Source organism: Streptomyces sp. Act143, assembly GCF_003143935.1.
Taxonomy (GTDB): domain Bacteria; phylum Actinomycetota; class Actinomycetes; order Streptomycetales; family Streptomycetaceae; genus Streptomyces.
Map to the genome: position 1 here is coordinate 852,489 of NZ_QFRX01000001.1, position 19,014 is coordinate 871,502.

Below are 19,014 nucleotides of genomic sequence, written 5' to 3' on the forward strand. Positions count from 1 at the left end.
GCCACCCGCCCTGGAGCACGAGAATCACGTCCCCATCCCCGCTGTCGGCCGGTCGGCGGCCAGGCTCACCACCGCCCTGCCCCGGTCCCCACGATCGGCTCCGACGGCTCGCCGTCCACGCCCACCGGCACGTCCCCGGCCAGCATCACCCGGTGCATGGTCCGGGGGTAACCGAGGTGGGCGTTGTCGCTCGGGGCGAGATGGATGGTGGCCCGGTTGTCCCAGAACGCCACGCTGCCCGGCTCCCAGCGGAAGCGGACCGTGTACTCGGGCCGCACCGCCTGCTCCAGCAGCAGCTCCAGCAGGGCCCGGCTCTCCGCCCGGGAGACGTCGGCGATCTGCTCGACGTAGTAGCCGTTGACGTACAGGATCCGCTCCCCCGTCTCCGGATGGACGCGGACCAGCGGGTGCAGCGAGGCGACCTGGTGGTCCAGCAGGTGGCGCACGTAGGCGTCGTCGCCGGGGCGGGGCTGGTAGCCGACGCCAAGGCGGTGTTCGGCGCGCAGGCCGTCCACGAACCGCCGTACCGGGGCGGAGAGTCCGGCGTAGGCGGCGGCCAGGTTGGACCAGGTGGTGTCGCCGCCGTACGGCGGAACGGTCTCGGCCCGCAGGATCGTGGCGGCGGGCGGGTCGATGCGGGCGCCGTGGTCGCAGTGCCAGCCGCGCAGCAGGGTGTGCCGGCGGCGCTGGAGCCACTCGTCGTGCTCCATGCCGAACCTCCCGCCCAGCTCCAGCCGGTCGGCGGTCGTCTCCACCGCGGGGAAGTCCGGCGGCGAGGCGCTCCCGCGCTTGCGCAGCACGACCGGTTCGCCGAACCGGCGCGCGAACGCGACATGCCCGGCGTGGTCGAGCTTCTGGTCCCGGAAGAACACCACCTTCCACCGCAGGACGGCCGCACGGATCGCGGCGACCACGGTGTCGTCGAGTTCCCCGGCCAGGTCGACACCCGTGATCTCCGCCCCGATGTGTCCGGCGACCGGTTTCACCTCGATCCCGGGGATGCCCTCCGCTGCCGTCGCGTCCATGCCCGTGTTCGTCGTCATGCGTGCTCCGTCGGTCGTCCGCGGCTCCTTGACGAAGATCGTGTCAGCGATCACGGGCCCTGGCGACAGTGCCCGACCAGGATCTCCTCCACCAGGTCGGGCACGGACCGTCCGCTGGTGTCGATGCGGCGCAGTCCGGCCGCGTCGACGGATTCCCGCATCAGCTGCTGAAAGCGCCTGGTGCGGGCGAGGAACGTGTCGACGAGCTGCCGCTCCTCGGCCGTCGCCGCCGCGTAGCGTGCCGACGCGTGCATCCTGTCCGCCAGCACCTCGTCGTCCGCGGTGAGCCAGACGGCCTCCGTGTGCGGGACGTCGAGCGCGGCGACCCGGCCGGGCCAGAGCGCGGAGCCCTCCAGCACCAGGCCCGGCCCGTCGCCGCGGGCATGCTCGGTGACGATCTCCTCGATGCGCGGCCACAGGCGTGCGTAGTGGTCGAGCACCGAGCGGATCAGCTCGTCGACGCCGAGCGTGCCGTAGTGCTCGGCGACGTGCGGCGGCACCTCCCGCTCCGGTGTCCGCCAGGGCCGGCCCGGGTGCCGGGCCAGCAGATCCGTCGGCCGATACGCGAACCCGAGCCGCTCGGCGGCGGCCCGGGCCACGGTCGACTTGCCGGTGTGGGACGTCCCTCCGATGAGCAGCACGCGCATGCCACCGACCCTAGTGGGGCCTCACACGGCGAACTCGCGTATCACGGTGTTCCGGAAGACCGCCGTGCCGTCGATCGAGAACAGTGCCAGCCCGGTGTCGACCAGGTACGGGAACGCCTCCGAGGAGTGCACGTGGCGACCGTCGTCGACGAACATCTCCACCGACGTGCGGTCGACGAGGATGCGCAGCTTCACCGTGCGGGCGGACGCGTCGAAGGGGCTGTGGCTCTCCTGCCACCTGCCGGAGGCGTCGGGGTTGACGGTGTTGCGGCGGTTGAGGAACGCGTAGTCGCCGTAGACGCCCGCGTCGATGTGCCGGCTTCCGTCGGCGGAGCGCCGCAGCTGGAGGCCGGCGCCGGTCAGCGACTCCCAGGTGATCTCGGTCGTCACCTCGTAGGAGATGCCCGTGTGGTCGAGGACGCGGGTGCCGGACACCGGCAGGTCGCCGAGTTCGATCGTGCGGGAGACGTGGTCGTCCAGGGTGGCCACCGGCCGTGACGCCAGGTAGTAGGTGCCGGTCGCGGCTCGTTTCAGGGTGAGCTCACGGACGATCGAGTCGGTGCCGTTGAAGCCGTCGCAGTCGATGGTGGGGGTCGTGTTGGCGTAGTCCCAGTTGTTGAGCCAGCCGATCGCGTACCGGGCGCGGTCGTCGAGGGTGCCGTCGGCATCGCGCTTCTCGAAGGTGACGGCCCCGTACCAGTCCCAGCCGTGGTCGAGCCACTGCGGATCGCTCGCGTCGGCGGTGAAGGCGGTGCCGTCGAAGGAACCGGTCCAGTACGCGTACGTGTTGGGCAGCCCGGACGCCTTGCCGTTGGCGCTCGCTCCCAGCACCCATTTCACGGTGCCGTCGGAGGCGGTGATGCGGAACAGGTCCGGGCATTCGAGGACGCCGATGCCGTCCTTGACGAAGTCGCCCGCGTACGTCCAGGACCTCAGGTCCGCCGAGTGGTAGAAGCCGATCTTGGTGTTCTCGGCGAGGGCCATGACCCAGCGGCCGCGTTCCTCGTCGCGGATCACCTTGGGGTCGCGGAAGTCGCGCACACCGGGGTTGGGCAGCACCGGGTCGGTGCCGTGGTTGCGGAAGGTGCGGCCGCCGTCGGTGGAGTAGTACAGGAACTGCTCCTGGTGGTCGGTGCCGCCGCCGGGCGACATCGTGACCAGGGCGATCACCGCGCCCGCGCCGAAGCCCGCGGTGTTCTCGGTGTCGACGACCGCCGAGCCCGACCAGACGTCGCCGTTGACGGTGGTGTCCTTCGGTACGGCGATCCCCTGGTCGGTGAAGGAGACCAGGTCCCGGCTGGTGGCCAGCCGCCAGGCGGTGCCCGCCTCGGTGCCGCCGGTGAGGTAGTCGGGGTTGTAGAGGTAGTAGTAGTGGTACTCGCCGTCGATCCACACCGGTCGCTGGGGGTCGTTCTTCCACTGGTCGGGGACCGTGAAGTGGTACGCGGCGCGGTAACTCGCGCAGGTCCCGGCCGCCCTGGGTCTCGCGGTGGCCGGTGACGCCGGCAGCAGGGCACCGGCCGCCCCGGCCGCCGAACCCACGAAGAGCGCTCTTCTGGAAACTGTCATGGCCTCAGGACTGTGCGACCTAACTCGTTAAAGGTCAAGGGTTCTAACTCGTTAAAGGAGAACCTGTCACGAGCCTTGACAGCACCGCGTCACCCTTCCCATCATCTGGGGCGTCAACCCTGAACTAACACGAGTTAGGCCCGTTGGATGACCGACTCGCACTTCTCCCGCCGCGCGCTGTTGCGGTACGGCGCCTACGGCGCGGGCGCCGCCGCGCTGGCCGGTACCGCCGCGAGCTGGGACCGGCTCACCGGAGCCGACATACCCGGCAGGGACGACGGTTCCCTCGTCGTCGCCACCCTCGGCCCGGCCTACGGCCCGGAGGCGATCCGCACGCTCACCGAGGGCTTCAAGCGGGTCCACCCCGACATCAAGCTGCGGATCAACGCGGTGCAGGCCACCGACTGGTCGGACTTCTTCGCGAAGATCCTCACCCAGATCGCCGCGGGCACCGCCCCCGACCTCGTCTACGTCGCGACCGAGGGCGTCCAGTTGTTCGCCCAGCGCCTCGGCGTCGCGCTGGACAAGTGGGTGAAGCGGGACGCGGACGAACTGCGCGAGTACTTCGCCGACGTCCACCCCTCGCTGGTCGAGTCGATGATGTACGAGGGGAGCCTCTACCAGCTCCCCGTCGAGTTCAACGCCGCCGACATCTACCTCAACAACCAGGTCCTGAAGCGGGCGGGCGCGTCCTTCCCGGCCGCCGACTGGACCCGCGACGACTTCACCGCGCTGCTGCGGGACATGAAGAAGTCCAGCGGTTCGCAGTTCACGCCGTACTTCTGGACCAACCGCCTGTGGGGCGGGGTGGTGCCGTGGCTGTTCGCCAACGGCACCAACCTGCTGAGCGAGTCCAAGGCGCCGGGCGGCGCCTGGCTGTGGGACTCCTTCTATCCGGCCGCCGACCGGCGGGGCCGCGGCGGCGGCTACCGGTGGACGACCCCGCAGGCCACCCACGAACGCGTGGAGGAGGCGTACGACTACCTCGCCTCTCTCATCCAGGAGGACCTGTGCACCCGCCCCGAGGGCGGCAACGGCCAGAACCTCATCGGTGTGTTCTCCACCGGCCGGGTCGGCGTCACCCCGGCGGGCGGCTTCTGGGCGGGCGGTCTGAATCTGGCGGGGATGAAGCCCGGCAGCTTCGACGTGCAGTACTTCCCGCGCTGGCGCACCCAGCGCATGCAGTTCGGCGCCGCCGGCTATGCCCTGCTGCGGACCTCGAAACGGCAGGACGAGGCATGGGAGTTCATCAAGTTCGCCGCCCGGCGGGACACCCTGATGCGGCTCTTCGAGACCAACCAGACCACCCCGGCCCGCCGTTCGATGCTGACCGCCGACCGCTACCGGGAGATGGGCCCGAACCACTGGCAGGTCTTCTACGACACCCTCGACAAGTTCCCCGACACCGGGCCGATCCCCGCCCCGCCGCAGGTCGCCGAGGTCGAGCAGGTACTGCTCAAGCACACCGGGACCGCCCTCGCCTCGCGCCGCTCGGTGGCCCCCGCGCTGCGCCGGATGCAGTCCGACCTGGAGACGGCCATGGAGCGTGACGTATGACGAACACCCAGATACCGCCCGTACGGCCGCGGCCGCCGGCCGCACCGGAGGCTCCCGCGCCCCGGGCGTCCGCCCGTGACCGCGGCACCCGGCTGCTGGCCGCGCTGTTCCTGGCGCCGACGGTCGTCGGCATCGTGATCTTCACGGTCGTCCCGATCGCCGGATCGGTCGTGCTGAGCCTCTTCCACTGGAACGTGATCGACTCGCCCACGTTCGCCGGTGCGGCCAACTACCGGGAGATGGTGAGCGACTCGACCGTTCTGGTCTCCTTCCGCAACACGCTCGTGTTCATGGTGCTCGCGGTGGCGCTCCAGTTGTCGATCGCGCTCGTCCTCGCCCTGGCCGTCAACGGACGTATGCCGGTGTGGCTGCGGTCGGTGTTCCGCTCGGCGTTCTTCTTCCCCCTCATCCTCTCCGCCGCGTCGATCTCGGTGGTGATGAAGTACTTGTTCAACCAGGACTTCGGGGTGGTGAACTGGCTGCTCGGGCTGATCGGGATCGCTCCGGTGCCCTGGCTGACCTCGGAGAACTCCGCGATGGCGGCGGTGATCCTGGTCTATGTCTGGCAGCAGTTCGGCTTCTCGTTCCTGCTGTTCGTCGGCGGTCTGAACAACATCCCCAAGGAGATCCACGAGGCCGCCTCCCTCGACGGCGCGACCGGGCTGCGCAAGCACCTCAGCGTCACGCTGCCCCTGCTGTCGCCGACCCTGCTCGTCGCGTCGGTGGTCGGCATCATCAACGCGCTCCAGGTCTTCGAGCAGCCGTACGTCCTGACCGACGGCGGGCCCGGCGACTCCACCCGCACCGTCGTGATGGTCATCTACGAGACCGCGTTCGAGCAGCTCCGTTTCGGCGAGGCGTCCGCCGTGGGCGTGCTGCTGTTCGTGCTCGTCATGGCGGTCACCGCCCTCCAGTTCCGGCTCAGCCGGCGTTTCGTCCACTACCAGTGAGCCGGGTGAACTCCCCATGAGCCAAGCGACCCTGACCGCGAGCCGGGCACGGCACACCCTCGCGCCCTGGGCGCGGATCGCCGGACTGGCGATCTGCGCCCTGCTGACCCTGGGCCCGGTCATCTGGACCGTCTCGACCTCGCTGCGCACCCCCGCCGAGTCCTTCGACCTGCCCCCGAAGATCATTCCGACCAGTCCGACCGTGGAGTCGTATCGCGGGGTCTTCGACCAGATCGACGTGTGGCTGCTCGCGCTGAACTCCACCCTGGTGACCGGATTGATCGCGGTCGGCCAGATGATCACGGCCGGACTCGCGGGCTATGCCTTCGCCCGCCTGGAGTTCCGTTTCAAGAAGCCGCTGTTCGGTCTGGTCCTGGCGACCATGATGGTCCCCCTGCAGGTCACGATCGTTCCGGTGTTCCTGGTGCTCAAGTCGATGGGGCTGACCGACACGCTGCTCGGTCTGATCATTCCGGCGTTCCCGACCGCTTTCGGCACCTTCCTGATGCGGCAGTACTTCCTCGGCATGCCGAAGGACCTGGGCGAGGCCGCGATGCTGGACGGCTGCGGGCCCTGGCGGACCTTCCGCTCGGTCTACGCGCCGCTGGCCACGCCCGGCCTGGCGATCGTCGGCGTGCTGGCCTTCAACTACCACTGGAACGAGTTCTTCCGCCCGCTGATCCTGGAGACCTCCGGCCAGAACTACACCCTGCCGCTGGGTCTGGTCTCCCTCCAGGGCAACCTCGGCACCGGCTCCATCTCGGTGGTCCTCGCCGGTGTCGTGCTCTCCATGATCCCCGCCGTCGCCGTGTTCGTCGTCGGCCAGCGCCCTCTGCGTGAGGGCATCACGTCCGCAGGAGTCAACCGTTGAACGTCGACCCCGACGCCCCGCGTTTCCGGGTCCGCCCGCCCGCCCACTGGATCAACGACCCGAACGGGCCGTTCCGTTGGCGGGACCGCTACCACCTCTTCTACCAGCACAACCCGGACGCCCCAGTGCACGCGAACGTCCACTGGGGCCATGTCTCCAGCCCCGACCTCGCCCACTGGGAGCACCATCCGATCGCGCTCACACCGACCCCCGGCGGCCCCGACGAGGCGGGCTGCTGGTCGGGCTGCGTGGTCGACGACGACGGCGTGCCGACCGCCGTCTACACCGGCATCGACCGCCGGCACACCGGCCTCGGCGCCATCTGCCTGGCCCGGGCGGTGGTCCCGGACGACGAGACCCTCACCGACTGGAAGCCGCTGCCCGCACCCGTCGTGAGCGGACCGCCGGACGGCCTGGACGTGGTGATGTTCCGCGACCCGTTCGTCTTCCGCCGGGGCGGGCGACGCTGGGCCCTGGTCGGCGCGGGCCATGCCGACGGCACGCCTTCGGTCCTGCTCTACGACTGCGACGACCTGGCCGACTGGCGGTTCGCGGGCGTGCTGCTGGACGGCAACGACCCTGTCGCGACGCAGGTGTTCGGCGACAAGGCCGTCGGTTGGGAGTGCCCGCAGCTGTATGCGACGGCGGGCGGGGAGTGGGTGCTGGTGGTGTCGCTGTGGGACGGCGACCCGATGACCACCGGCTGTCTGACGGGCCGTCTGGAGGCCGACGGCGAGGCCGGATTGCGGTTCGTGGCGCGCGGCGGCGGCCAACTCGACCACGGGCGTGACTTCTACGCCCCCGCCGTGCTCCAGGAGTCGGACCGGGCCCTGCTGTGGGGCTGGTCCTGGGAGGCCCGCGAACAGGGGGAGGTCGACCGCGCGGGCTGGGCCGGCACCCTCACCGCGCCCAGGGTCGTCGGCGTCCATGCCGACGGGGCCCCGAGCGTCGTACCGGCGCCGGAACTCGAACTGCTGCGCGCGCCCGAGCCGTTCGTGACCGCGCCGCGGGAGCGCACCCCGCTGCCGCGGTCGTACGACCTGACGGTCACCGCGCGCACCCGGACGACCGTCGCTCTGCTGCGGTCGGCCGGGGGCGCGGAGCTGACCGTCCGGCTCGATCCGGACGAGGGCACCGTGACGGTGGACCGCGGCGGGTGGCCGCGTCCGGGGAGTGCGGCGCCGATCGTGGTGCGGGTGCCCGCCCGGCGGGTGCGCATCCTTGTCGACGGCTCCCTGCTGGAGGTGTTCGCCGACGACCGGGCGACGGTCACCGAACGGGTCTACCGGCGCGGCGACGACGTACCGGAGCTCACCGTGACGGGGTCCGGGGCGACCGTCATCGGATGGGAGCAGGTCCCACCGACGAGCGGGTGATCACCGGACAGGCGAGACGCCGTACCGTCGCGGGCGGCGTCCGGCCCGTCTCGATCGCGTCCAGGAGCAGCCGCGTCGCCGCCTCGCCCATCGCCCGGTGCGGCAGCGCGACCGTGGTCAGCGGCGGCGAGAGGTGGGCGGCCATGTGCTCCTGGTCGTCGTAGCCGACCACGGACAGGTCCTCGGGGACGCTGATCCCGAGCCGGGTCGCGGCGTGCAGGACGCCTGCCGCGACCCGGTCGTTGTAGCAGAAGATGCCGGTGGGGCGGCGGTCGGCGGGCACCCCGTCGAGCAGCCGGAGCGCGCCCTCGTGGCCGCCGGAGATCTCGCCGCCCGTCCGCACCACCCACTCCTTCGGCACCGTGATGCCCTCGGCGCGCAGGGCGTCGCGGAAGCCGCGCAGCCGTTCCACGGAGGCGATGTCGTCGAGGCCGCCGACATGGGCGATCCTGCGGTGGCCCGCGTCGAGGAGCAGACGGGCCGCCGTGCGGCCGCCGGCACGCTCGGCGGGGATGACGGCGGGCAGCGAGTCGTCCTCGGGGATGCAGTTGGCGAGGACGGAATGGGTGCGGTGCAGTCCCTCGGGGACCCGGACCCGGCGCAGCGAGAACGCCGCGTAGATGATGCCGTCCACGCGCCGGTCGAGGAGTTCGGCGACCGCCGCGTCCTCCTTGGCCGGGTCGCCGCCGGAGTCGACGGTCAGGACGAGGTGCTCGCTGTCCCAGGCGGTCTCCATGGCGCCGCGCAGCAGCCGGCCCGCGAAGGGCGAGGAGGCGATCTCGTCGGTGACCAGGCCGATCACGGCCGTACGGCGGCGGCGCAGGCCGCGGGCGACGGGGTCGGGGCGGTAGCCGAGCTGGGCGGCGGCCCGGCGGATGCGTTCCTGGGTGGCGGGCGAGAGGTTGCCCTCGGCGCGGCCGTTGAAGACGAAGGAGACCGCGGTGTGCGAGACCCCGGCGAGCCGCGCCACATCCCGTGACGTGGGGCGTCCGGTGCCCGTCGGCTGCCGCTCCTCGGTGCTGCCCATGCCGTCCGCTGTCCTCATTTCGCGCGTTGTCCCGCCGTCCACTTGATCACCGCTCACCCTATCCGTGAGGCTGGAAGGAGGACATGGTCGAGGGAAAGGTCCTGCAGTGATCAGCATCCCGGCACACACGCTCAACGACGGCACGCGGTTCCCGGCCATCGGCCTGGGCACCTGGCCCCTGGACGACGCGGAGGCGGAAGGGGCGGTGGCCGGGGCGCTGGGCATGGGCTACCGCCTGGTCGACACGGCGACGAACTACCGCAACGAGGCCGGTGTCGGGCTCGGCATCGCCCGCAGCGGTGTCCCGCGCGAGGAGGTCGTGGTGACCACCAAGGTCCCGGGCCGCCACCACGGCTACGAGGAGACCCTGGCGTCCTTCGAGGAGTCCCGCCGCCGCCTGGGGCTCGACTACGTCGACCTCTACCTCATCCACTGGCCGCTCCCCCGCGTCGACAAGTACGTGGACTCCTGGCGGGCCATGATCAAGCTGCGCGAGGACGGCCTCGTGCGGTCGATCGGGGTCTCCAACTTCACTCCGGAGCACATCGAGCGGCTGGAGAAGGAGACCGGCGTACTGCCGTCCGTCAACCAGATCGAGCTGCACCCGCTCTTCCCGCAGGAGGAGCTGCGGGCCTTCCACGCCGCGAAGGGCATCGTCACCGAGAGCTGGAGCCCGCTGGGCCACGGCTCCGACCTGCTGGACGACCCCGTCGTGTCCGGTGTCGCCGAGGCCCACGGGGTGACGCCCGGGCAGGTGGTGCTGCGCTGGCACACCCAGCTCGGCGCGGTCCCGATCCCGAAGTCGTCCGATCCTGAGCGGCAGCGCGCGAACCTCGACGTCTTCGGCTTCGAACTCGACCCCGCCCAGCTCACGGCGCTCGCCGACCGCAGCCACCGGCGCATCGGCGGCGACCCGGAGACGCACGAGGAGTTCTGAGCCCGCGGGGTACTCGGTGCGGCCCGGCGAAGGAGGCACGGATGGCTGAGCGGGAGCGGCTGCGGGACTACCACGGCAAGCGGGACTTCGGCCGGACCGGAGAACCGCGGGGGCGGCGGGCGCCGGCGGGCGCCGGGCCCCGGTTCGTCGTGCAGATCCATGACGCGAGCACCCTGCACTTCGACTTCCGCTTGCAGGTGGGCGACGTTCTGAAGTCCTGGTCGGTACCCAAGGGGCCGTCGGGCGATCCCCGCGACAGGCGACTGGCCGTGCCGACCGAGGACCATCCGCTGGAGTACGAGGAGTACGAAGGGGTGATCCCGTCGGGCGAGTACGGCGGCGGGACCGTGATCGTGTGGGACCGCGGGACGTTCGAGCCGCTCAGCCACGACCGGAAGGGGCGGCCCGTCGGCTTCGAGGAGTCGCTGGACCGCGGGCACGCCACCTTCCGGCTGCACGGGGAGAAGCTGCGCGGCGAGTACGCCCTCACCCGGTTCCGCACCGGGAAGGACGAGTCCTGGCTGCTGGTGAAGGGCTCCGCGGACCGCGCGCGGCGGCAGGGGACGCCCGATCCGCGCCGGGCCCGCTCGGTCCGTTCCGGCCGCACCCTCGCCCAGGTCGCCGGGGACGGCTGATGACAGTCTGCTGAACCTGCCCCCAACTGCCCCGCCCTGCCTCTATGTTCGCAGCGGTACGTCGTCGATCGACCGCTCGAACCCCTGGAGGCCCTCGTATGCGCACGTCGCTCCGCGTCGGTACGGCCGCGGCGGTGGCCGTGGCCGCCGTCCTCACCGGTGGCACCGCTGGTGCCACGCCGCCGGGTCCCGGCGTCACCGCGAAGCTGATCAGCCAGAAGACCGTGGGCGACACGGACTACGTCGTCCGGGAGATCACGGTTCCGCCCGGTCAGGCCACCGGCTGGCACTACCACGACGGCCCGCTCTACGCGTTCGTGCGGCAGGGCACGCTGAGCCACTTCGACTCCACCTGTGCCTCCGACGGGGTGTACGACCAGGGCGACTTCGTCCAGGAGCCGGCCGGTCCGGGCCATGTGCACATCGGGCGCAACCTCGGCGACACCCCGCTCGTTTTGGACGTGCTGTACGTGCTGCCGCACGGCTCGCCGTTCTCCGAGGACGCGCCCAACCCGGGCTGCGCGTTCGAGTGATCAGGGGGGCGGCAGCGGCTGTTCGGCCCAGATCGTCTTGCCGGAGCCGGTCTGTCTGCTGCCCCAGCGCTGGGTGAGCTGGGCCACCAGCAGCAGTCCGCGCCCGCCCTCGTCGTAGGCGTGGGCGCGGCGCAGGTGGGGTGAGGTGGAACTGCCGTCGGAGACCTCGCAGATGAGGCTGCGGTCGCGGATCAGGCGGAGCTGGACGGGTGGTTGGCCGTACCGGATGGCGTTGGTGACGAGTTCGCTGACGACGAGTTCGGTGACGAAGGCGGCCTCGTCCAGTCCCCAGGTGGTCAGTTGCTCGGTGGCGGCCTGCCGGGCCTGGGCCACCTGCGCGGGGTCGGGCGTGATGTCCCAGGTGGCGACGCGGTCCGCGCCGAGCGCCCGGGTGCGGGCCAGCAGCAGGGCCACGTCGTCGCTGGGCTCCTCCGGCAGGACGGCCTTCAGGACCGTGTCGCACAGGGCGTCGAGGGAAGTCGCGGGCGCGGTCAGCGCCCGGCACAGTTCGCTCGTCGCGTGGTCGATGTCCCGGTCGCGGTCCTCGACGAGGCCGTCGGTGTAGAGGGCGACGATCGCGCCCTCGGGCAGGTCCATCTCGGTGGCCTCGAAAGGCAGGCCGCCGACGCCGAGCGGGGGCCCCGCCGTCATGGGGACGCATTCCGCGGTTCCGTCGGGCAGGAGGAGGGCGGGCGGCGGATGGCCGGCGGCGGCGAACGTGAGACGGCGCGAGACGGGGTCGTAGACGGCGTAGAGGCAGGTCGCGCCCAGTTCCGCCACCTCCTCGTCGCCGTCGTGGGCGGCGAGGTGGGAGACCAGGTCGTCGAGGTGGGTGAGGAGTTCGTCGGGCGGCAGGTCGACGTCGGCGAGGGTGCGGACGGCCGTGCACAGGCGGCCCATCGTGGCGGAGGACGCGATGCCGTGGCCGACGACGTCACCGACGACCAGGGCGACCCGGCTGCCGGACAGCGGGATCACGTCGAACCAGTCGCCGCCGATGCCGGCGAGCGAGCCGGACGGCAGATAGCGGTGGGCGACCTCGACGGCGGCCTGGCCGGGGAGCCCGCGCGGCAGCAGACTGTGCTGGAGGGCCAGGGCGGTGGTGCGTTCGCGGGCGAAGCGGCGGGAGTTGTCGACGCAGACCGCGGCCCGGCTGGCGAGTTCCTCGGCGAGGGCGGCGTCGTCCTGGACGTAGGGGTCGGAGTGGCCGATGCGGACGGTGACGGCGACCCCCAGCATGGTCCCCCGGGCCCGCAGCGGCACCGCGATCATCGAGTGCGCGCCCTCGCGGTAGCGCTTGCCCCGGGGTGCGCGGGCGTTGCGTTCCCGGACCCAGCGGTCGAAGGCCGGGTCCCCGGCGCGGCCGAGCACGGCGCGGCCCTCCCGCATGGCGCGCGCGGGCGGCGAGTACGGCGGGTAGACGTCCGTGAAGCCCAGGTGCACGGCGGCCTCGGGGGTGCCCTCGGTGGCCGAGCCGTGGGCGACCCGGCGCAGCACGAGGTCCTCGGGCAGCATGCTCGGCGGCTCGTCGGGGCCGAGCACCCATTCGAAGAGGTCGGCGCTGGCGAAGTCGGCGAACCGGGGCACCACGAGCGAGACGAGTTCCTCGGCGGTGCGGACGACGTCCAGGGTGGTGCCGATGGCGTCCGCGGCCTCGTTCAGCAGGGCCAGCCGTTGCCGGGCCCAGTGCTGCTCGGTGCTGTCGAAGGCCGCCAGGGCCACGCCGACGAGTTCGTCGAGGGCGTTGCGCACCGGCCACATCTCGATGTTCCAGGCGTGGTAGCGGCTGCCGGAGGGGGCGCGGGTGTGGCTCTCGTAGTGCAGGGGCCGGCCGGTCTCGGCGACGTGCCGCAGATGCCGGCCGAAGCCCGGGCTGTGCTCGGCGTCCTCGACGGCCGCGGCGAAGTGGCGGCCGAGCAGGTGTTCCTCGGGGACTCCCATCACCTGGCAGGCGGCGTCGTTGAGCCGTAGGTAGTGCTGGTCCGCGTCGAAGACCGCCATGGCCATGGAGGCCTGCTGGAAGGCCTGTCCGGCCAGGGTGGGATCGGCTTCGGCGGGCTGCTCGGCGGTGATCACGAATCCGGCGGGCGCTCCGTCCGGGCCGAGCACCTCGCAGGCCCGCAGGGGCACGGCGACGGGTGTGCCGTCGCGGTGGCGCAGCAGGACGGTGCCCGCCCGGGCCGCGACGGCCTCGGGCGGCGGGTCCTCGGCGAGCAGCTCGTACGCCGCACGTCCCACGGCCTCCTCGGCCGGGTAGCCGGTCAGTCGCCGGGCACCGTCGCTCCACCCCGTCACCGTGCCGCGGGCGTCGATGATCGCCGCGGCGGAGGCGTGCTCCATAGCGTCCAGGATGGTCCCTTTGCCGCACCGCATCAACCTCGGTACGGCCTCCAGGACTCGGGCGTCACACAGAGGTGCCCTGCCGGCCCCGGCCCCGCGTCACTTCCGATGGGCCCGCAGGGCGGCGAGCGCCTTGTCGGCGTGGGTGTTCATGCGCAGTTCGCTGCGGACGACCTCCAGGACGGTGCGGTCCTGCGCGATGACGAAGGTGACCCGCTTGGTGGGCGCCAGCGAGAACCCGCGGGTCACACCGAACCGCTCCCGGATCGCCCCGTCCTCGTCCGACAGCAGCGGCATGCCGAGCGCGTGCTTGCCGGCGAACTCCTGCTGGCGCGCCACGGAGTCCCCGCTGATGCCGACGGGGCGAGCGCCGACGGCGGCGAACTCGGCGGCCAGGTCACGGAAGTGGCAGGCCTCGGCGGTGCAGCCCGGCGTCATCGCGGCCGGGTAGAAGAACAGCACGATCGGCCCGTCGGCCAGCAGCGAGGTCAGGCTGCGCGGCGTGCCGGACTCGTCCGGCAGCTCGAAGTCCTCGATCGTGTCACCGACCGCTATCGCCTTGGTCATGCCCGGCCCTTTCCGTTGTTCGCGACGTTGCGTGCCCACAGCACGAGGGGGAGTTGCAGCGGCAGCCGTCCGAGGGCGGCCGCTTTCTGCGGAGCGGGCCGGTCGCGCCAGTCGACGGCCATCTTCACGTTGGCGGGGAAGACCCCGACGAAGAACGCGGCCGTGGCGAGCGCCGCCGCGCGCCGGGTCCGCGGCAGCGCCACCCCGGCGGCCAGCGCCAGCTCCACGGCACCGCTGGCGTACGTCCAGGTCCGCGGCTTGCCCGGCAGGGCGCTGGGGACGATGGCGTCGAACTGGCGGGGGTTGGCGAAATGGGCGGCGCCCGCGGTGGCCAGCAGGCCGGCGAGCAGCAGGGGGGAGCGTTGGGACCGCGGCACGGTTCCTCCTATGGGGGGCCTGCCGCGCGATATTACTGGACGGTACAGGCAGGTCGTGCGGCGGCCTCCCCCGGCCGCCTCGCCTACGGGGAACGCCGGTTGTGGGTTCCGGGGGTGTGGCCGAAGGAACGGCGGAAGACGTCGATGAAGGCGCTGGTGGAGGACCAGCCGCAGCGGTGGGCGACGGTGGTGACGGGGTGGCCGTCGGCCAGCATGCGCAGGGCGTGGTAGAGGCGGGACTGGGTGCGCCACTGCGGGAAGGTCATGCCGAACTCGGCGCGGAAGAGGCGGCTGAGGGTGCGCTCGCTCGCGCCGGTGGCGGTGCCCAAGGCGGCGAGGGTGCGGGGGTCGGCCGGGTCGGCGTGGAGGATCTCGCAGACGGCGGCGAGGCGCGGATCGGTGGCGGTGGGCAGGCGCAGGGGCTGCTGGGGCGAGGCGCGGAGCTGGTCGCGCAGGACGCCGAGCAGCCGCCCGCGTTCGGGGCCGCGGTCGTCGGGGTCGCGGGTGTAGGCGACGATCAGCTCGCGCAGCAGCGGGCTGACGGCGAGGACGGTGGGGGCGTCCAGGCCGAGCGGGTTGTCGTCGGCGGGCAGACCGACCAGGTGCAGGCCCAGGTGGCCGTGGGCGCGGTGGGCGTGGACCGTGCCCGCGGGGACCCAGATGGCGCGGTTGCCGGGTGCGAACCAGGTCCCGGCGTCGGTGGTGACGGCCAGGACGCCCGAGCCCGCGTAGACGATCTGGTGGTCGTCGTGCCGGTGGGCGTCGATGCGCGCGCCGGCGGCCAGGCTCTGCGCCCGGGTCGGTGCGGTCGGAGTATGGCGGATGTCCGGCACAAGCAGGCAGATTATCGGAAGCACGCCATCCACCGGCGCCGGGACGATCGGTTCATGACCGCGATACGCCCTCTCTCCCTGGGGCATGCCTGCGTCGACGTCTATCAGGGTGCCGTCGCCGCCCTGGTGCCGTACTTCGTCGCCGAGCGTGCCTACACCTACGCCGCCGCCTCGGGACTCGTGCTCGCCGCGTCGCTGCTGTCGTCGGTGGTGCAGCCGCTGTTCGGGGCGCTCACCGACCGGTGGGCGATGCCGTGGCTGCTGCCGCTGAGCACGCTGACCGGCGGGGCGGGGGTGGCGCTGAGCGGGGTCACGGACTCGTACGGGCTGACGCTCGCGGCGGTGGCCGTCTCCGGTGTCGGGGTCGCCGCCTACCACCCGGAGGCCGCCCGCGCGGCCCGCGCCGCCGCACGCGGCAGCCACGCGGCGATGGGCTGGTTCGCGCTGGGCGGCAACGTGGGTTTTGCCGCGGCGCCGCTGCTGGTCATGGCGGTCGTAACGGCGGGCGGTCTGCGCGCCACCCCCCTGCTGGTCGTGCCCGCGCTCGCGGGGGCGGTCCTGTGTGCGGCGGGGGTACGCGCCGCGGGCGACCGGGCGGGGACGTCCGCTGCGACCCGTGACCCGGGCCACGACGACTGGTCGTCGTTCCTGCGGCTGTCGGGGGCGATCGTCTGCCGGTCGGTGGTGTTCGTCGGCCTGAGCGCGTTCGTCTCGCTGTACGTCCGTCAGCGCACCGGCGGCGGGAACGCGGTGGGCACCGCCGCGCTGTGCGTGCTGTACGCCGGGGGCGCCTTCGGCACGGTGCTGGGGGGCCGGCTCGCGGAGCGGTACGGGCGGCTGACGGTCGTGCGGTGGTCGTACGTCGTGACGGTGTTCGCGGTCGCGGGCGTGGTGCTCGTGCCCGGCCCGTCGGTCCTCGTGTGCGTCGGGCTCGCCTCGGCCGGGCTGTATGTGCCGTTCTCCCTGCACGTCACGCTCGGGCAGGACTGTCTGCCGCGCCGGGTCGGCACCGCGAGCGGGGTCACGCTGGGGCTGACCGTGAGCGTGGGCGGACTGGCCGCCCCGGCGGTGGGTGCCCTCGCGGACGCCACGTCCTTGCAGGTCGCCCTGGTTCCGCTCATCGGCCTGCCGATGGTGGGCCGGCTGCTGCTGTGCGGGCTGCGGGAGCCGGGCCGCGAGGCTCAGGCGGTGCCCGCCGGCTCCGGCTCCTCGTCGACGGCGTAGGCCAGGAAGTCGTCCACCATGCGGTGGAACAGCGCGGCAAGCTGGCCCAGCTCCTCCGGCGACCACTCCGCCAGGGCGAGCATCATGCCGCGCGCCCCGGCGTCCCGGACCCGGTCGACGGCCTGGCGGCCGGCCTCGGTGAGTTCGATGCGCTGGGCGCGCCGGTCGTCGGGGTCGGGGACCCGGGTGACATGGCCGGACTTCTGCAACTGCTGCACCGTGCGGGTCACGTGCGAGGCCTCCACGCCCAGCCGGCTGGCCAGTTCCCCCGGCCGCAGCGGCTCGGAGTCGGCGATCTGCCGCAGCAGCGCCACGGCGGCACGGTCCAGGGGCACTCCCGCGAGCGCCATGAGCCGTTCGTGCCGCCGGGCGCGCGTGCTCAGGTAGGTGATGCGGGTGAGCGCCCGCTCGATCTCTCTCACCTCGGCGGGCACGGGACCGTCGGGGATCTCGGGCAGCGGTGGCATGGACATACGAGCCATTTCACCCTACCGTTGCGTAACTCAAGTAATCTACTGCGGGCGTTACCCGACGCCCTGCGCGGGAGCGACCCCTGCCACCGCACCGGCGGCAACCGCCTGCCGGCACCCCCGGATCACCTTCGGCGGCATGTCATGGCCGCGCAGGAACCCGTACGCCTGAAGCCGAGCTCGCCCTCGCCGGCGTCGGGCGGGGCCTTGGCCGTACATCCGGGCCGGTCGGGGTCCGCACCGACCGCGGGCAGCGGGTCGATGAGACCGCGGCAAACTCGGGGCGGCGTGCGGCACTTCGGGCGCGGCGCCGGGCGCCTCAGGCGCGAGCCAGGGGCTTTCTGACATGACCCGGCTCACACCGAAGGTGCCCGCCCTCAGCGTTCCGGCGTCACCGGTGCCTGCCACAGCCCGATGACCGCGTCGGCGAGACCGGACGCGGTCTGCTGCCAACTGGCGCGCGGGGTGGGGGTGTTGTGGGCGAGGGCCCGCTCACGCTCGGCGGAGACGTGCAGGATGAGGTGGCGGGCCATCTCCCCGCGTTCGGCGCGGACTTCGGCGGGCAGCTCGGGCAGACAGCGCCTGAGCCCCTCGACGATCTGCCGCAGCGACGGGGAGGATAGGGACTCCTCGACCATGATCCGGTGCAGCGCCGGGTCGGTCGCGACCTGGGCGCAGAACCGTGCGTACCAGGTGGGGCTGCCGAGGGCCGCCAGGTGCTCCGGAACCGGGCGTACCAGGCAGTCCACCCAGTCCCGTACGTCCGTGGAGTCGCCGATCCCGGCCAGCAGCCGGACCCGGATCTCCTCGATCCGTGCCGCGTGCTTGCGGATGATGGCGCGGACCAGGTCGTCCTTGGTGCCGAAGTGGTAGCCGACGGCGGTGTTGTTGCCCTGTCCGGCGGCCTCGCCGACCTGGCGGTTGGAGACGGCGTAGACACCTCGCTCGGCGAACAGCCGCTCGGCCGCCGTCAGGATGAGCTCCCGGGTCGCGCTGACCTGCTCCGCCCGTACCGCCCTGCCTGCCGCCATCGTCGCCTTCCGTCCGTTCGCCGTGTCGACGTACCCGAGTTCCGTCATGCCGAGTTCCGTCACGCCACGTTTCCTCATGCCGAGGACGGAAGCCTACGCAACAGCACGTCAGGGGCGCTTCCACGGTCCCGCGTGCACAGCGGACCCGCTCCGGCCCCGAGCCGCACGCCCCCGGCCGGCGTCGGCCATGACGGCCCGCACGAAGGCCGTCATCAGGGGCGCAGGAGCGCGAAGCCATGGCCGCCGCGCCGACTCAGCCGGCGGCGAGCTCGTCCAGCCACTGCTGGAGCAGGCCCGACTCCGCCGCGGTGAACGTCTGCGGCGGTGCGGCGCGCAGCCGGGCGGCGAGCGTGGCTGCGGCGACCGGCACGCCGTCCCCCCGCACTTCTTGCCGCTCGGGCGCGGCGGGACGGGTGAGCGAGTCGATCACCGCGTCGCGCAGCCGGGTCGCGAACGCCGGGTCCGGGTACTGCTCCGGCCTGGTGAGCATCGACAGCGCCGCACCGACGTTGGCGGACATGATCACCTGGGTGGCGACGGCGGGCGGCACGGTGAGGCGTCCGGCCGCCGCGCAGCGTTCGAGGATCGCGTGCAGCAGGGCGTGGGCCTCGCGGGCCGCGGCGGGCGGGACGGTCAGCTCGGGCGAGTACATCAGCCGGTAGTGGTGGGGGTGCTCCAGCGCGAAGCGCATGTGGTTGTCCCAACCGTTCCTGAGGTCGGCGACGGGGTCGTCGCCGGGCCGGGCCGCCCGCTTGGAGGCGAGGTACTGCTCGAATCCGCGGTCCACCACGGCGGCCAGCAGTCCGGCCTTGTCACCGAAGAGCCGGTAGAGCATCGGCGCCCCGACCCCGGCCGCCTCGCACACGGCCCGCGTAGAGACATCGGCGGCCGGCGCCTCGGCCAGCAGCCGTGCGGCGGCTTCCAGGATCTTTTCCCTCGCGTCCATGGGTGAACGGTACGTCATTCGTAGCGTCGATACGAGTAGGAGTTAGCGCCGCTACGATCCTGTGTTATCGTTGCTACAAGA

At 72.3% G+C, this 19,014-nt stretch carries 19 protein-coding genes; 8 read left to right on the plus strand and 11 right to left on the minus strand.

The window, feature by feature from the left end; genetic code table 11:
• Positions 1 to 65: 65 nt before the first annotated feature.
• Genes DI272_RS03745 through DI272_RS03755 form a run of 3 tightly spaced genes read right to left on the minus strand, consistent with a single transcriptional unit; the run spans position 66 to position 3,259 of the window.
• Positions 66 to 1,043: a TauD/TfdA family dioxygenase gene (locus DI272_RS03745; protein WP_109500667.1), complete on the minus strand. Its 978-nt coding sequence runs from the start codon at positions 1,041 to 1,043 to the stop codon at positions 66 to 68.
• A gap of 50 nt (positions 1,044 to 1,093) precedes the next feature.
• Positions 1,094 to 1,690 carry an AAA family ATPase gene (locus DI272_RS03750; protein WP_181387078.1) on the minus strand — a complete coding sequence of 199 codons (597 nt, stop codon included), beginning with the start codon at positions 1,688 to 1,690 and terminating at the stop codon, positions 1,094 to 1,096.
• A 21-nt stretch (positions 1,691 to 1,711) separates the two neighbouring features.
• Positions 1,712 to 3,259, minus strand: a complete 1,548-nt coding sequence (locus DI272_RS03755) for a glycoside hydrolase family 32 protein (RefSeq protein WP_109493697.1) — start codon at positions 3,257 to 3,259, stop codon at positions 1,712 to 1,714.
• A gap of 147 nt (positions 3,260 to 3,406) precedes the next feature.
• Here DI272_RS03755 and DI272_RS03760 point away from each other — a divergent pair, with 147 nt between their 5' ends.
• Genes DI272_RS03760 through DI272_RS03775 form a run of 4 tightly spaced genes read left to right on the plus strand, consistent with a single transcriptional unit; the run spans position 3,407 to position 8,013 of the window.
• Positions 3,407 to 4,816, plus strand: a complete 1,410-nt coding sequence (locus DI272_RS03760) for an extracellular solute-binding protein (protein WP_109493698.1) — start codon at positions 3,407 to 3,409, stop codon at positions 4,814 to 4,816.
• Positions 4,813 to 5,766 carry a carbohydrate ABC transporter permease gene (locus DI272_RS03765; protein ID WP_109493699.1) on the plus strand — a complete coding sequence of 318 codons (954 nt, stop codon included), beginning with the start codon at positions 4,813 to 4,815 and terminating at the stop codon, positions 5,764 to 5,766. The genes DI272_RS03760 and DI272_RS03765 overlap by 4 nt, the downstream gene beginning before the upstream one ends.
• A 16-nt stretch (positions 5,767 to 5,782) precedes the next feature.
• Positions 5,783 to 6,637, plus strand: a complete 855-nt coding sequence (locus DI272_RS03770) for a carbohydrate ABC transporter permease (RefSeq protein WP_109493700.1) — start codon at positions 5,783 to 5,785, stop codon at positions 6,635 to 6,637.
• Positions 6,634 to 8,013, plus strand: a complete 1,380-nt coding sequence (locus tag DI272_RS03775; RefSeq protein WP_109493701.1) for a glycoside hydrolase family 32 protein — start codon at positions 6,634 to 6,636, stop codon at positions 8,011 to 8,013. The genes DI272_RS03770 and DI272_RS03775 overlap by 4 nt, the downstream gene beginning before the upstream one ends.
• On the opposite strand, the gene DI272_RS03780 is transcribed toward DI272_RS03775, so the two are convergent.
• Entirely contained in the window at positions 7,976 to 9,040 is a 1,065-nt protein-coding gene (locus DI272_RS03780; RefSeq protein ID WP_109493702.1) for a LacI family DNA-binding transcriptional regulator, read from the minus strand. The two genes, DI272_RS03775 and DI272_RS03780, sit on opposite strands and share 38 nt — an antisense overlap.
• Before the next feature lie 106 nt (positions 9,041 to 9,146).
• Between DI272_RS03780 and DI272_RS03785 the strand changes: the two genes are divergently transcribed.
• The 3 genes from DI272_RS03785 (at position 9,147) to DI272_RS03795 (ending at position 11,145) form a co-directional block, all read left to right on the plus strand.
• Positions 9,147 to 9,977, plus strand: coding sequence for an aldo/keto reductase (locus DI272_RS03785; protein WP_109493703.1), 831 nt, complete (start codon positions 9,147 to 9,149; stop codon positions 9,975 to 9,977).
• Positions 9,978 to 10,018: 41 nt separating this feature from the next.
• Positions 10,019 to 10,612 carry a DNA polymerase ligase N-terminal domain-containing protein gene (locus tag DI272_RS03790; RefSeq protein WP_109493704.1) on the plus strand — a complete coding sequence of 198 codons (594 nt, stop codon included), beginning with the start codon at positions 10,019 to 10,021 and terminating at the stop codon, positions 10,610 to 10,612.
• 98 nt (positions 10,613 to 10,710) lie between these two features.
• On the plus strand, positions 10,711 to 11,145 hold the full coding sequence (locus tag DI272_RS03795; protein WP_109493705.1) for a cupin domain-containing protein: 435 nt from the start codon (positions 10,711 to 10,713) through the stop codon (positions 11,143 to 11,145).
• On the opposite strand, the gene DI272_RS03800 is transcribed toward DI272_RS03795, so the two are convergent.
• The 4 genes from DI272_RS03800 to DI272_RS03815 form a co-directional block, all read right to left on the minus strand.
• Positions 11,146 to 13,485, minus strand: coding sequence for a SpoIIE family protein phosphatase (locus DI272_RS03800; protein ID WP_109493706.1), 2,340 nt, complete (start codon positions 13,483 to 13,485; stop codon positions 11,146 to 11,148).
• A 99-nt stretch (positions 13,486 to 13,584) separates the two neighbouring features.
• Positions 13,585 to 14,052 (minus strand): peroxiredoxin, encoded by a 468-nt coding sequence (locus DI272_RS03805; RefSeq protein ID WP_109493707.1) that lies wholly within the window; start codon positions 14,050 to 14,052, stop codon positions 13,585 to 13,587.
• Positions 14,049 to 14,429 (minus strand): MauE/DoxX family redox-associated membrane protein, encoded by a 381-nt coding sequence (locus tag DI272_RS03810; RefSeq protein ID WP_109493708.1) that lies wholly within the window; start codon positions 14,427 to 14,429, stop codon positions 14,049 to 14,051. The genes DI272_RS03805 and DI272_RS03810 overlap by 4 nt, the downstream gene beginning before the upstream one ends.
• Before the next feature lie 83 nt (positions 14,430 to 14,512).
• Positions 14,513 to 15,262: a helix-turn-helix transcriptional regulator gene (locus tag DI272_RS03815; protein ID WP_109493709.1), complete on the minus strand. Its 750-nt coding sequence runs from the start codon at positions 15,260 to 15,262 to the stop codon at positions 14,513 to 14,515.
• A 54-nt stretch (positions 15,263 to 15,316) separates the two neighbouring features.
• Between DI272_RS03815 and DI272_RS03820 the strand changes: the two genes are divergently transcribed.
• On the plus strand, positions 15,317 to 16,486 hold the full coding sequence (locus DI272_RS03820) for an MFS transporter (RefSeq protein ID WP_109493710.1): 1,170 nt from the start codon (positions 15,317 to 15,319) through the stop codon (positions 16,484 to 16,486).
• Here DI272_RS03820 and DI272_RS03825 read toward each other — a convergent pair.
• The 3 genes from DI272_RS03825 to DI272_RS03835 form a co-directional block, all read right to left on the minus strand.
• The gene (locus DI272_RS03825; protein WP_109493711.1) at positions 16,444 to 16,959 is read right to left on the minus strand and encodes a MarR family winged helix-turn-helix transcriptional regulator; all 516 of its coding nucleotides are present in this window, start codon (positions 16,957 to 16,959) and stop codon (positions 16,444 to 16,446) included. The two genes, DI272_RS03820 and DI272_RS03825, sit on opposite strands and share 43 nt — an antisense overlap.
• A 374-nt stretch (positions 16,960 to 17,333) precedes the next feature.
• Positions 17,334 to 17,987, minus strand: a complete 654-nt coding sequence (locus DI272_RS03830; protein WP_109500669.1) for a TetR/AcrR family transcriptional regulator — start codon at positions 17,985 to 17,987, stop codon at positions 17,334 to 17,336.
• 253 nt (positions 17,988 to 18,240) lie between these two features.
• Complete coding sequence (locus DI272_RS03835) at positions 18,241 to 18,933, minus strand: TetR/AcrR family transcriptional regulator (protein ID WP_109493712.1); 693 nt, start codon at positions 18,931 to 18,933, stop codon at positions 18,241 to 18,243.
• Between the last annotated feature and the right edge of the window lie 81 nt (positions 18,934 to 19,014).